Source organism: Shimazuella kribbensis DSM 45090 (assembly GCF_000428065.1).
Taxonomy (GTDB): Bacteria; Bacillota; Bacilli; order Thermoactinomycetales; family Thermoactinomycetaceae; genus Shimazuella; species Shimazuella kribbensis.
This window is the reverse complement of sequence record NZ_ATZF01000005.1, coordinates 111,043-124,308: the sequence shown is the minus strand read 5'-3', so window position 1 is coordinate 124,308 and position 13,266 is coordinate 111,043. Positions and strand designations below refer to the sequence as shown.

Sequence of the window (13,266 nt, the reverse complement as noted above, 5' to 3'; positions counted from 1 at the left end):
CACCTTTTTTATTTTAATAGTGTATGGCTATTGCCTTTTTAATTGTTTGGTTTGTATCTACTATTTGATCTACCATAAAATCGGCTAGATCAGCTCGAGAAATCGTGCTAGTTAATTTCAAATTCCCAGAATCTCCTGTGCGATATTGCTTTTTCAGGGGACCATTTGTTAAAAATGGAGGCCTTACAATTGTCCAATCCAAACTACTATTTCTAATAACAGCTTCCATATCTTCTTTATCTTGAATAGCAGTTTTATCAAGAATCAAACGAATGAAGCTTCTGTTTATTATCGATACTTTATCCAATGATTCAGTTACGCTCGCTTCACTTATTGCAATAAGTCGCTTCACTTGGTATTTTTCCATTGCAGGGACAATCTGTTGAATCCCTTCTGAACAAATCGTTTTTCTCTGCTTGCTTGTAATTCCGAGTGATGAAATGACAACTTCTTGCTTTCGAATGGCGTGTTCCACATCTTCTGCACAAAGAACGTCACCTTTTACAATGGAAAGATTGGGATGACTGATGAATGCGTCGCTTTGGGTTCGGATAAATGCAGTTACTCTATGCCCATTTTGCAAAGCCATGTTGACGATATGTTGTCCTGTCCTTCCATTCGCGCCAAAAACAACAACTTTCATGCCGTAATGCTCTCCTTAACCTTTGCACCATTGCTTCTATACCATTCCACTGTAGCTCTTAATGTTTCTTCTAGTGGTCGAAAAGTAAGATTCAGATCACGTATCGCCTTATCTCCACTTGTTCGTTTCATTTCTGTCATCACCCGAAGTTCATCAAGAGACATATCGACTTCTTTGTTTCTTAATGAAGCTATTTTTTGCGTGAACCATGTAGAAAGATAAACCATCGAAATCGGAAATTTTTTGGTAGGTGCTGAGACACCAGAAACATGTTGTAATATCTCAAATAATTCTCCTAAGCTAGTGTAATGCGCCGTCACGATATACTTTTCTCCACTTGGAGATTTTTTTGCTGCTTGAATCATTGCGTTGGCAACATCTCGAACGTCAACAACATCAATACCAGAAGGAAAGGAACCTGGAAATTTCTGATCTAGAAAATTCAATACGAACTGACCACTTCCCGTTGGAGCTGCATCACTTGGCCCAAACATCCAAGCTGGCATAATTGTAACAATAGGTATATGGTGTTCCTCCATAAATTTCTTAATTTCCAGATCAGCGATTACTTTACTTTTCCCATACAAATTGAGTGTTTCATCTGGATTCATGTGGTCACTCTCATCACTGATTTCCCCGTTATTTCGTTTACGTATTGTAGCATTTGTACTGATATGAATAACCTTACCTACCTCATATTGTTCAGCGAGTTCAAATAATCGAATTGTATTGGTTACATTTATTTTTTCTAGGTTATCCCAATGATCTCCATTGCGAAATGTCTCTCGAAAATAAGCTGCTGTATGGAAAAGAACATCGGAACCATTCATTTGATGTGCCCACGATTCGATATCAAGTAAATCTCCTTGGACTATCTGTACATCTAATCCATCAAACATCATCTCTGCTTTTTTAGAAGACCTCGCCAATGCTTTTACTTCCCACCCCCTTTCCAATAAAAGTCGAACCAAATTGTTCCCCAATAATCCTGTACCACCTGTTACAAATGCTTTCAAAGTCTCCATCTCCTTTATTTTTATTTATTTATTAGTCAATAAATTAATGGGTAAAAAAAAGTACAGTTTTAAATTTCTTCCCAAAGGTAGCTATTCATCTCTTAAAACTGTACATTTCTGGTATATCCAGAACCTCTATTACGACGATAAACTGTCCAGCTGCTATAAATTTTGCTGCTTCTGATTCTGCGTTTTCCACTCCAGCCTGTTTGAACTGATTGGCAATACTTTGGTGAAAACTCTGGTATATTTTCTTTGTGTGTTCCCTAATCCCTGGCTCAGCTATGGTATGAGCTTGCATGACCAATAAAATCTCATCTCGATGCGTGGTGAGAATGGAATGAAAGGACCGACCCATATTATGCATAATTGAGCTTGCAGACCCTTCAACTTTTAAAAATGCTTCTTCCATTCGCTTTGCTGCACCATCGAGCACTGCTTTAAACAATTCCTCTTTATTTTTAAAGAAATGAAAAATATAGGGTTGGGTCACACTTGCCTCTTTGGCAATTTGTGCTGTTGTGGTTTTATAGTAACCTGATTCACTAAAAATCTTAACAGCTTTATTCATGATTTCTTCTTTTTTGTTTTTGATTTTAGATATGAGAGCATCTCCTCTGTAATATTTTCGTTTATTTATTTATCAATAAATATACAGGTGATGTATTTCGTTGTCAAGCGAATATTACAAAAAACTTTAGTTTTTTGTTTTTTATTGTGATTCCGTTGATTCTTTCACTGTTTCTGATACAAAAAGAAAAAAATAAAAACAAAGTAACTTCACTGCATAACTAAAAATCGACTTCTACGGTTAGTAGAGGGCGATTTCTGTTTACACCACTTCCTGTACTTGAAAGAAATGCTTCAATGCATGGTACACTTGGCTCTTTTCTCGGATTACAAAGTGAGAAAATTTCGGGTCTACCAGATGGCGATAAGCAATCATAAGTGTGCTGTGGCAGTTGTATTGATTTAACTGTTTAAGATATATCCGTAAGGTGTTATATCAGTATTATGCAGGATTTTTATGAAAGTATTTCAACAAGGAGAAAGATTGAAAATGATACCATATTATTAAAAGTCGAAGAAGGAATTGTTGTAACTTTCCTTCTTCAACTTTTGCTACTTGTTGGAGCTGTAGTAATTTTTAGCAATAGAATATATGAGATGGAACCATAATACATGATTTTGCTACTCTATCAGGAATGAAAGTTCAGTTTGCTACATTTCGTATTCGTTAATAAATTCAAAATAATTTCTATTGAATTGTTATATGTGATAGAGTAATATAGAATTATTACTCTTCCATATAGAGCTATTAGATAGAACAATATATGTAATAGTTTTCTGTGATATTTTCTTTTATATATGGCAGATAGAAACTAACCAAAAAGAAGATGATAAAACATGTCACCATGCAATAAAACTTACAAAAGTATCATCCCTAGTATTTTTTTCTTCTTACTGTCTCTAATAACAATGTTTTCTTTAACCAAAGTACCTATTGTATACGGGAAAGAACTTGAAACTACCCAAACTCCAGTCTCCTTTCGAAGTAATGATGGAGTAGTATTACAAGGAACAATTGTGTCCCCAGTTTCAGCAAATAAAAAATATCCAGCAATACTCATGGTTTCTGGAGCTGGAACCGGAAAAAGAGATGTGTTTCAAAAAGAAGCTGAGGCATTTGCAAAACAAGGAATAGTCACCTTGATTTACGACAAACGGACCAAAGGTTATTCTATGACTTCACGAGATTATTCGTTACTTGCTGATGATGCGATAGCAGGTATGAATCTTTTACGAAATCGTAACAATGTAGATCCGAATCGGGTAGGAATATATGGACTTAGTGAAGGAGGATGGGTTGCCCCATTAGCAGCAGTTCGTGATCCAAAAACTGCATTTGTCATTGTAGCTGGTGCGGTTGGTCACACTCCTTCTCAGCAACAGGCCTGGAGTTATGGAGAATTTTTACGTCATGGTAAAGTAAAAGGATCACTTCTACCAACAATGCAAGAAACCGTAATGAAACAACTGATTGGTGTTAAACTGTATCCTGAATATGACTACGACACGATTCCAGTATGGAAAGAAGTTAAACAGCCTGTTCTGGCGATGTGGGGATCTTATGATCGAGAAGCTGTAACAAAACAGAGTTCACAAATTATTACGAATGCCCTTCAACAAGGAGGAAATACTCACTATATCATCCGATTCATAAAAGGAGCTCGGCACAACTTACAGAAGACTTATAACAAAGGTTTTGATAGACCCAATAGTCTAACCCCAGGTGTTGCTGATTTGGTAGTTTCTTGGGTGTATGGTTTGGAAAATAAGTTGCCATCTATTCATATCGATTCAAATATTTCATTACCCGAAGCACCTCAAAGCAAATCATTACCTCCACTTAAATGGTATGAATCAACTTGGTTACAACTCTTTATTTTTATTCTGTTACTATTTGCTTTTGTACAGATTCCGGTAATGACCATTTATCGAAAATGGAAAAAGGGTGACTCCAACACCCCAAATTTAAAACTTGAAAATTGGCTTGCTATTATTGGCTTAACGACAATATTGGGAACTATTATTTATCTCTTATTTATGGTTATGACCGCGGCAAATTTGGTTGGTCCTGTGATTTTTGGGCAACCAATTCCATGGATGATACTTCGTATCTTAGCAGCTTCTATAATTATTCTTACCATCATCATAATCGTGAAATGGTGGAAACATCCAACTAGAATACCAATTGGCATTCGCATACAATTATGTGGATTGATTTTTGCAGGTATATTGTTTATACCTTGGGGAATTTATTGGGGATTATTGGATTAGTTCATCTATAAATATATGGATGGTGGCATCTTCTACCCATACTGCAGAAGATTGCGTTATGCAGATGACATAGGTAACATTTACCACTTAATTTGCTAGAACGAAAAAAATATAACCAAATCCTATTTCAAGATCCCTTACAAGCTGGATACAATAGTTTAAGAAACCTATCACAATATAGAAAAATATCAAAAACTTGTTGATCGTTTGTTAATAGTTGACTTAGAATTAGAAAAGAATTTCTTAGATGAGATTCTAATTTTAGGAAGTGACAAAATAAATGACGAAATTATGTCTTTCCATTAGACTAGAAACTGATCCACCAGGATCAGTTTCATAAAGAAACATGAAAACATAAAAATCGCCTCCTCATATCCATCGAGAAGGCGATCTCTTTTCACACCACTTCCTGTACTTGAAAGAAATGCTTCAATGCATGATACACTTGGCTCTTTTCTCGGATTACAAAGTGAGAAAATTTCGGGTCTACCAGATGGCGATAAGCAGTCATAAGTGTGCTGTGGCGGTTGTATTGATTGACCTCGCCGTATCCAAACATATTGGATCTCTCCATTAGTGCTTTGACCAATCCTACACATCTTTCATTATCAGAGGTGAGGTTATCTCCATCTGAGAAGTGAAAAGGATAAATATTGTAACGATTGATGGGATAACGACTATCGATAATCTCAATCGCTTTTTTGTAGGCAGAAGAGCAGATGGTTCCTCCACTTTCTCCTTTGGTGAAGAACAGGTCTTCTGTTACTTCTTTTGCTTCTGTATGATGTGCGATAAATACGATCTCTACGTTTTCATACTTGGTCCGTAAAAAACGAACCATCCAGAAAAAGAAACTACGCGCGATATACTTTTCGAAGATACCCATTGATCCACTGGTATCCATCATCGCAATCACAACAGCATTGGAATGAGGCTGGATTTTCTCTTCCCATGTTTTAAAGCGAAGATCATCAATCGAGATTTTCGAACGTCGCTTGGAACCTGCCAAAGCATTGCGCTTGATCGCTTCGAGCAGTGTTCGTTTTTTATCGATATTGCCCATCAAGCCTTTTTTGCGAATATCCGTGAAACGAATTTCTTCAATCTGGATATCTTCTTGTTCTTTTTGCTCTAAATGGGGTAGTTCCATCTCTGAAAATAGGATGTTTTCTAATTCATCGATCGAAACTTCTGCCTCAAAGTAATCATCACCTGCTTGGTCCCCCGCACCTTGGCCTTTTCCTTTACCTGGAGAGCCAGAGGGGTCTCTTGCTATCACATCACCTACTTGGCTGTCGCCATCTCCCTGACCAACTTGTTTTCCTTTATTAAAATTGTAGCGAATTCGATACTCTTCAATGGAGCGGATGGGAATCTTGACCATTTGTTTCCCATCTGACATGATGATACTCTCTTCACTCACCAGATCAGGCAAGTTTTTTTTGATCGCTTCTTTTACTTTCTCTTGATGGCGCAGCTGATCCTGATAGCCTTTGCGATGGAGGGACCAATCTTCCTCTGACACAATAAACAGGGGATTCTTCATTTTCGGTTCACCTCCCGCCTCGTTCGGTTATCGATTGAGTAAACTTCCTACATAGCGTAGTAGTCCGTTTGCACTCGAAGGAGTATATCCATAATCCTCTACCAATCGGGAAATCACTTCATTCATTTTTTTTAATTGAATTTCATCGGGTGTTTTGGTTGAAGTCGTGATTTTTACAACATCTTTTAAATCAGCGAACAATTTCTTTTGAATTGCTTCACGCAAACGTTCGTGGCTCTTGTAATCAAAGCGCTTTCCTTTTCTAGCAAAAGCAGAAATACGGATAAGGATCTCTTCACGAAATGCCTTTTTCGCATTTTCGGAGATACCAATCTGTTCTTCAATGGAGCGCATCAATTTTTCATCCGGCTCCATCTCTTCTCCTGTCAACGGATCACGAATTTTACCCCAGTTGCAGTACGCCTCTACATTGTCCAAATAGTTATCCATCAATGTTTTGGCTGATTCCTCATAGGAGTAAACAAATGCTTTTTGTACTTCTTTTTTCGCAATTTCATCGTATTCTTTTCGTGCAACAGAGATGAAATGCAAATATTTCTCACGCTGTTCAGCAGTGATAGATGGATGTTGATCTAAGCCATCTTTAAGCGATCGTAAGATGTCTAATGCATTGATGTAATCTTGATCGGTACGAATCAAAGCACTCGAAATACGATTGATCACATAACGAGGGTCAATTCCAGACATCCCTTCATCAAGAAACTCGTTTTGTAACTCGCGTATATCGATATCTTTCATACCTTCAACAGATTCACCATCATAAAGTCTTAACTTTTTGAGTAGGTCTACACCTTGTTTTTTGGAATCTTTGAGACGAGTCAGAATTGAGAAAATAGCGGCGGCTCTGAGAGAGTGTGGTGCGATGTGAATATGAGATAGATCACTTTGTTGGATCAACTTTCCATAAATACGCTCTTCAGCGGTAACTTGCAAATTGTATGGTATCGGCATTACGATCATCCGTGACTGCAATGCCTCGTTCTTCTTGTTTGCAATAAAAGATTTATATTCCGATTCGTTGGTATGAGCGATAATCAACTCATCTGCGGAAATAAGCGCAAATCGCCCTGCTTTGAAGTTTCCTTCTTGTGTGAGTGATAGCAAATTCCATAAAAATTTCTCATCGCATTTGAGCATTTCTTGGAACTCCATCAATCCACGATTTGCTTTGTTTAGCTCTCCATCAAAACGGTAAGCTCGGGGATCTGATTCAGAGCCATAGTCAGTAATAGTCGCAAAATCAATACTACCTGTCAAATCAGCGATATCTTGCGATTTTGGATCAGAGGGACTAAAAGTACCTATCCCTTTACGCTCATCTTCTGAGAGCAAGATGCGTTCGACAATCATATCCTCGATACGACCACCATACTCTTCGTTTAGACGAAAACGACAAGAAGGACACAAATTCCCCTCAATACGAACTCCTAGCTCTTCTTCAGCCTCTGCTCTCAGTTCTCGAGGAATGAGATTTAGCGGATCTTCTTGCATCGGACAACCCTTAATCGCATAAAGTGCGCCTTCGTCCGTGCGAGAATACTGCTCTAATCCTTTTTTCAACATGGCAACAATTGTTGATTTACCTCCACTTACTGGACCCATAAGGAGAAGAATTCGTTTTCTCACGTCTAACCTACGTGCTGCAGAGTGAAAGTACTCCTCTACCAAGCGTTCGATCGAATGATTGAGACCAAAGAGCTCCTCACTAAAAAACAAATACGTTTTTCTTCCATCTGCATTTGTTTTTACTCCGTGACTTTTAATCATGTTATAGACACGTGAGTGCGCTGTTTCCGCCACTTGTGGTTGTGACTTGACAATTTGCAGATAGTCAGCAAACGTACCTTCCCACAAATAATTCAACTCTTTTTCACGGTAGTCGGAAATACGTTTTAAGATGTCCAATGGAAGCCTCCTCTCCGGTAGAACCAGCTTCACTTGCTTAACCGTTTAATTATCGTATTCCACCAATACCCCTACTTTGAAACCTATAAATAGAGAAAAAGTGTATATTACTATATGCTTTTCTATAGAAAAAGGATACGATAAGTTTTAAACTTTTAGAAAAATGGGAGTTCGAAATTCTATCCGTATTTTCTAGGCAAATGGGAGAACATCCACTGTATCATGTATGAATTAAAAAGAATGGATTTGTAATTCCATTCTATTCCCTACTATTTATTATACATCAAGATGACCTTTTTTTCCTTGGTTTTCGCACATTACCGAAGACCTTCTTCCCTTTTTTTTGTTAGTAAAGCATTGTATTTATTTCCTTTTATTTCATGTGATTTTTTCTAGTAATTATCGCAAACCTGGAAATTCGAGCTGACGTAAACCTTCATAAAGTACAATTGCTACCGAATTTGCTAAATTAAGGGAACGTACATCAGGTAACATCGGAACTCGAATAAGACTCTCTTTATTTGCTTTTAAAATCGACTCATCTAAGCCTTTGGTTTCCTTTCCAAAAACAAAAAAATCTCCCTCTCGATAAGAGAATGCTGCGTAAGAATTTTGTGCTTTGGTAGTAGCACAAAAAAAGCGATTATCAGGAAATTTTTCACGAAGTTCTTGAAATGAATCATACATTTGAATATTTAGATCATACCAATAATCGAGTCCAGCTCGTTTTAATTGGGTATCATCTATAGAGAAACCAAGCGGCTTTATCAAATGCAGCTTTGCTCCAGTAACTGAACAAGTACGTACAATATTTCCTGTATTGGGAGGAATCTCAGGCTCAACTAAAACAATGTGAAAAGGCATATCTTTATCTCCTAACATAATCAAATGGGCAAATCATTCAATGTATGTATTATTTTACACTTTAAATTTAAAAATTAACATTTTATAATAATAGAAACAGGTAAAGGAGTAAATTTTTTGATTCATTCAGCGCCGAAAAGAAATGCTTTTATCATCTCCAGTTTCTTTCTATTGTATTTTATCGCAATGGGTTCATTTGCACCCCTTTTTAGTTTGTATCTCCAAGAACTTCGGTTCACAGGAACACAAATTGGAATTATTGCATCGATCAATCCACTTATGATGCTACTTGTCCAACCATTATGGGGATATGTCGCCGATATTACCAAGCGATTTCATTTCATTTTAATCGTTACCATTTTACTCTCAGCTGGGTTAGGGATCGTATTTCCATTTCTCCATGGATTTTCGCTATTTCTTTTATTATCTCTTACACTTGCTTTTTTTCAAGCCGCTGCTGAACCTGTGTCAACGAGTATTATTATGAGTTACACAGAAAGATTCAACCTATCTTTTGGAAACTTTCGATTATGGGGTGCGGTTGGATATGCTTTAGCCGTTTGGGCCCTTGGGCAATTATCTCAAACCTATTCGTTGAAAATAATCTTTTATACCTTTTCTCTATTCCTGCTCTTATCAGCACTTACTGCATGGAAATTACCAGTCTTTGACTGGCAGAGTAAGAAAACATACCCCTCCAAAAATGAAATAAAAAAACTACTGACACATAAGAAATTTGTACTCTTTCTCTTTGCCTGTTTTTTTGTTTATGGTGCTATGCTCTCTAACAATTCCTTTTATGGGATACTTTTTATCAGTTTAGGAGGGACTATTTCAGGACTGGGCATTAGTTTTTTAATCAGTGTTGGCAGTGAAGTTCCTTTTATGAGCCTAGCAGGTAAACTCCTAAAACGAATAAATATCGCAACCATTCTATGTATCGCTTCCCTGGTTTCCGCAGTTCAATATTTTTTATTTTTTTATCCTTCTGCTAAAGATATTATTTATGTGATCAATGTTGCTCAAGGGTTCTCCTTAGGGATATTCATCCCTGTTTCTATCCAATATGTACAACATATCACACCAAAGCAATTACAGACTACAGCAATCGGAATATATAGTGGAGTTAGTTTAGGTCTTGGTAATTGGTTCTTTACGCTCGTTGGCGGAATCATATTAGAACATGCTAATATTCATTTCGTTTATCTCCTATTTAGTATCGTTTCAATCCTTGGGATGTTTCTTTTTCTAGGATTACGTTTTTCATCCCAGAAACTCAACTCTGCCTAATCCTATAAATTTGTGAGGTTAAGTGTAATGAATCCAACATTTCCCTTTCTCGTATCTGATTTAGATGGAACATTATTAAATTCGGATTGCCAGATTCCCTTTGCAGCCAAAAAACACATTACAAAATATCGGACAAATGGCGGAAGGTTCACGATTGCGACTGGAAGAAGTCTAGCAGAATGTAAAATGTATCTTGATCAGCTCCAAGTAGTGGACCCAGTGATTCTCTATAATGGAGCTGCAATCTACCTTCCATTGAAAAAAGAAGTAATTACTCTATCTAGTTTGCCGCCATTCATTATTGAAAAATTATTAAAAGCGATGGAAAATCTACCAATAGAAGCTGATATACTTCTTCATAGCCCAACTAGCATCTATATAAGAAGAATGCGTGTGTCAACAAGATATCAATTGGAACAATTCCCTATACGATATCGTTTATTTCCTCCACGAATGCCGCTATACGAACCTATTCTCAAAATACAATTGATTGGATCTATGAAAGAAATGGAATTCCTAAAAAATTGGTCCACGATCCATCCCTTTGCCCATCGTGTCGAGTTTGTACAAGCAGCAGATAATTATTTCGAAATATTACCTAACAATGTTTCCAAAGGAAGTGCTCTCCATAAAGTATTAAGTATGATAAATCTTTCAGCAAAGCAGGTAGCTGTCATTGGTGATCACTGTAATGATATCACGATGTTTCAAACGGCATCTTTAGCCGCAGCTGTCCGGAACGCACATCCTTTAGCCAAAAAGTACGCTACACATGAAGTTCCTTCTAACGATGCAGATGGCATTGTAACACTCATTCAACATTACTTAATGCGCCCTTCACGTTCCGTATTTCGATAAAATAAAAAGTTCACAATAGAATTCCTTTCTCATTTGACTTGTTTATACGTTTCCAATACTATATTATAGATTCAATGAGTCTTTATTCGAGGTGAAAACTTGAAGTACTCAAGAGCTACCAATTATGCTTTGCACACTATGTTATATATTCTAGCAATGCCTCCAGAAAAGATCATAACAGTTCAACAATTGGCTGAAATGCAGGAGATTTCCCCAACATACCTTTCTAAAATTTTGACCAAGTTGGTGAAATTTGGTTTGATTGAATCCAATACAGGAGCAAATGGTGGATATAAATTATCCAAATCAAAAAATGATATCTCCTTTCTAGATGTCATTTACGCTATCGAAGGCACTACATCTTTGTTTCAGTGCGGTCTAGAACATGCTCGAAATAATTGTGCTATTCAAGAAGTCATGATGGATGCTGAAGGCGAACTAATAAAATATTTGAGTGAAAAAAAGTTAGTAGACCTAGTTGGAAATGTAAATCTTTCTGTCCTATCGAGTGGATCTCGATAATTTTTTTCATCTAATTCAGACTTAAAGTGTCTTTAAAGTCTTTAAAGGAACATCTGGATCTATTCAGATTCCTACAATGCGCATGTAGTTCAGGTATTTAGCGATCTTTAAATTATGTTATTAAAGGAGTGATTTTCATGATAATGGATTGCGCTATTATCGGCGGTGGTCCAGCAGGGCTAAATGCAGCCTTAGTACTAGGCCGAGCAAAACGGAATGTGATCTTATTCGACGATAATAATCCAAGAAATCGAGTAACAAAAGAGTCTCATGGTTTTATAACAAGAGACGGAATCCATCCAATGGAATTTAGAAAAATAGCCCATCAAGAAATCAGTCATTATCCTTCTGTGGAAATGCAAAATGTCCGAATTACAAAAGTAGAAACAGATAAATATCCAGCTTATTTCTGTTTAACTCAGGCAGATGGCGAGAAAATATACGCTAAAAATATAATACTTGCCACTGGTTTAAAAGAAAATCTCCCAGCTATTAATGGTATAAACGATTTTTACGGAAAAAGCTTATTCAACTGTCCTTACTGTGATGGGTGGGAGTTAAGAAATAAACCTTTGATTGTTATATCGGAGCAACAAAACGTCTTTCATCTGACAACTATGGTATGGAACTGGAGTCAAGATTTAATAGTTTGTACAAATGGCCAGCAAAATTTAAATCGAAAACAAAAAGAAAAACTCGAGCAAAAAGGAATACAAGTACAAGATCAAAAAATCATTTCATTAGTGGGTAAAGACGGACAATTAGAACGTGTGATCTTCGAGAATCATGAAGTACAAAGAATGGGAGGTTTTATATCCCCACGACTGATTCAAGCATCTTCCTTTCATGAACTTTTGGGATGTGAAGCAGATGATCAAGGAAAAATAATAAAAGATGATTTCGGCAGAACCAATATAAAAGGTGTCTATGTTGCGGGAGACACTATTACCCCTTCTCATCTAATCTCTTCAGCAGCAGAAGGCAGCCGAGCTGCTATGGGCGTGAATGCGGATCTGACGGAAAGGGAGTTTGCCTGATTTGTTTGTAAGCGGGTTAAACTGATGTTAGCCCGCTTTTACTCCTTCCTAAAACATCGAAAATCCAACCATAGGATGACAGTATTTAAGACTGATATTAACTTCTGATTAGGTGAAGTACTGAATCCTTCAATCATTAGCTACCTTATATGAAAAAAAGCATATTTGATATTAGGTGTCCAAGCAGCGGAGTCTTGGTAAGGCCAGTAACGATATTGACTATTGTTCGTATGGGCATTTACATATGCCTGACCATTTTCATCTTTATAGGTGACAATGGTACTATGATTCCATCTGCCATCCCCTTCAAAGTCATACATAATGATGTCTCCTAATTGCAAATCTTCCACTCTTGACACTTGTACAGCGTGACCGCGTAAAAACCAATAAAAACTATTAGCTACTGCCCAACTGAAACTCCAGTTATTCGGGTTTCCCCTGTGATACCACCAACCTTTACTTCGATTCCTGCCACCAACCATGGGAAAGCCACCAGCATATAAACATTGGGAAATAAAATTAGTACAGTCATCTGTAGAAAAATATCGAAATGCAGGGTTATATGAGTTCCAGTACGTGTTTGCATACGCCACTGCTTGTTCTCGATTATACATACCTCTACCCCCTCCATACATCTATATGAAAAACGAAAGAAGGTGCCACCGTTCATGGTATGATGAAATTGTTTCGATTAAGGATGGAATGAACATTTTTTAATGTTGT

At 37.0% G+C, this 13,266-nt stretch carries 12 protein-coding genes; 5 read left to right on the top strand and 7 right to left on the bottom strand.

Going from position 1 to position 13,266, the window contains the following annotated elements:
- Nucleotides 1-13 precede the first annotated feature (13 nt).
- The 3 genes from A3GQ_RS0109605 to A3GQ_RS0109595 form a co-directional block, all read right to left on the bottom strand.
- Nucleotides 14-643, bottom strand: a complete 630-nt coding sequence (locus tag A3GQ_RS0109605; RefSeq protein WP_028776865.1) for an NAD(P)-dependent oxidoreductase — start codon at nt 641-643, stop codon at nt 14-16.
- The gene (locus A3GQ_RS0109600; RefSeq protein WP_051271516.1) at nt 640-1,659 is read right to left on the bottom strand and encodes an NAD-dependent epimerase/dehydratase family protein; all 1,020 of its coding nucleotides are present in this window, start codon (nt 1,657-1,659) and stop codon (nt 640-642) included. Before A3GQ_RS0109600 ends, A3GQ_RS0109605 begins: the two co-directional genes overlap by 4 nt.
- Nucleotides 1,660-1,753: 94 nt before the next feature.
- A complete protein-coding gene (locus A3GQ_RS0109595) occupies nt 1,754-2,230 on the bottom strand; it encodes a TetR/AcrR family transcriptional regulator (RefSeq protein ID WP_037464517.1) in 477 nt (158 codons plus the stop codon).
- Between the two features lie 836 nt (nt 2,231-3,066).
- On the opposite strand from A3GQ_RS0109595, the gene A3GQ_RS23975 reads away from it, so the two are divergent.
- Nucleotides 3,067-4,500 carry an alpha/beta hydrolase family protein gene (locus tag A3GQ_RS23975; protein WP_051271511.1) on the top strand — a complete coding sequence of 478 codons (1,434 nt, stop codon included), beginning with the start codon at nt 3,067-3,069 and terminating at the stop codon, nt 4,498-4,500.
- Between the two features lie 397 nt (nt 4,501-4,897).
- On the opposite strand, the gene yhbH is transcribed toward A3GQ_RS23975, so the two are convergent.
- From yhbH to trmL, 3 genes are all read right to left on the bottom strand, one after another.
- Entirely contained in the window at nt 4,898-6,046 is a 1,149-nt protein-coding gene (gene yhbH, locus A3GQ_RS0109580; protein WP_028776862.1) for a sporulation protein YhbH, read from the bottom strand.
- Between the two features lie 27 nt (nt 6,047-6,073).
- Nucleotides 6,074-7,972 carry a PrkA family serine protein kinase gene (locus A3GQ_RS0109575; RefSeq protein ID WP_028776861.1) on the bottom strand — a complete coding sequence of 633 codons (1,899 nt, stop codon included), beginning with the start codon at nt 7,970-7,972 and terminating at the stop codon, nt 6,074-6,076.
- Nucleotides 7,973-8,371: 399 nt separating this feature from the next.
- On the bottom strand, nt 8,372-8,836 hold the full coding sequence (trmL, locus tag A3GQ_RS0109570) for a tRNA (uridine(34)/cytosine(34)/5-carboxymethylaminomethyluridine(34)-2'-O)-methyltransferase TrmL (RefSeq protein ID WP_028776860.1): 465 nt from the start codon (nt 8,834-8,836) through the stop codon (nt 8,372-8,374).
- 117 nt (nt 8,837-8,953) lie between these two features.
- Between trmL and A3GQ_RS0109565 the strand changes: the two genes are divergently transcribed.
- The 4 genes from A3GQ_RS0109565 (at nt 8,954) to A3GQ_RS0109550 (ending at nt 12,543) form a co-directional block, all read left to right on the top strand.
- The gene (locus tag A3GQ_RS0109565) at nt 8,954-10,126 is read left to right on the top strand and encodes an MFS transporter (protein WP_028776859.1); all 1,173 of its coding nucleotides are present in this window, start codon (nt 8,954-8,956) and stop codon (nt 10,124-10,126) included.
- A gap of 27 nt (nt 10,127-10,153) precedes the next feature.
- Complete coding sequence (locus A3GQ_RS0109560; RefSeq protein WP_028776858.1) at nt 10,154-10,984, top strand: Cof-type HAD-IIB family hydrolase; 831 nt, start codon at nt 10,154-10,156, stop codon at nt 10,982-10,984.
- Nucleotides 10,985-11,083: 99 nt separating this feature from the next.
- Nucleotides 11,084-11,506: an Rrf2 family transcriptional regulator gene (locus A3GQ_RS0109555; protein ID WP_028776857.1), complete on the top strand. Its 423-nt coding sequence runs from the start codon at nt 11,084-11,086 to the stop codon at nt 11,504-11,506.
- Between the two features lie 137 nt (nt 11,507-11,643).
- Nucleotides 11,644-12,543 carry an NAD(P)/FAD-dependent oxidoreductase gene (locus A3GQ_RS0109550; RefSeq protein WP_028776856.1) on the top strand — a complete coding sequence of 300 codons (900 nt, stop codon included), beginning with the start codon at nt 11,644-11,646 and terminating at the stop codon, nt 12,541-12,543.
- A gap of 140 nt (nt 12,544-12,683) precedes the next feature.
- Here the strand turns inward: A3GQ_RS0109550 and A3GQ_RS23970 are convergent, their stop codons facing one another.
- Complete coding sequence (locus A3GQ_RS23970) at nt 12,684-13,157, bottom strand: amidase domain-containing protein (protein WP_051271508.1); 474 nt, start codon at nt 13,155-13,157, stop codon at nt 12,684-12,686.
- Between the last annotated feature and the right edge of the window lie 109 nt (nt 13,158-13,266).

Excerpts from the sequence above, each read along its gene's own strand:
- A3GQ_RS0109605 (WP_028776865.1), bottom strand. The coding sequence starts at position 643 with ATGAAAGTTGTTGTTTTTGGCGCGAATGGAAGGACAGGACAACATATC.
- A3GQ_RS0109595 (WP_037464517.1), bottom strand. The coding sequence starts at position 2,230 with ATGAATAAAGCTGTTAAGATTTTTAGTGAATCAGGTTACTATAAAACC.
- A3GQ_RS23975 (WP_051271511.1), top strand. The coding sequence starts at position 3,067 with ATGTCACCATGCAATAAAACTTACAAAAGTATCATCCCTAGTATTTTT.
- yhbH (WP_028776862.1), bottom strand. The coding sequence starts at position 6,046 with ATGAAGAATCCCCTGTTTATTGTGTCAGAGGAAGATTGGTCCCTCCAT.
- trmL (WP_028776860.1), bottom strand. The coding sequence starts at position 8,836 with ATGCCTTTTCACATTGTTTTAGTTGAGCCTGAGATTCCTCCCAATACA.
- A3GQ_RS0109560 (WP_028776858.1), top strand. The coding sequence starts at position 10,154 with ATGAATCCAACATTTCCCTTTCTCGTATCTGATTTAGATGGAACATTA.
- A3GQ_RS0109550 (WP_028776856.1), top strand. The coding sequence starts at position 11,644 with ATGATAATGGATTGCGCTATTATCGGCGGTGGTCCAGCAGGGCTAAAT.
- A3GQ_RS23970 (WP_051271508.1), bottom strand. The coding sequence starts at position 13,157 with ATGTATAATCGAGAACAAGCAGTGGCGTATGCAAACACGTACTGGAAC.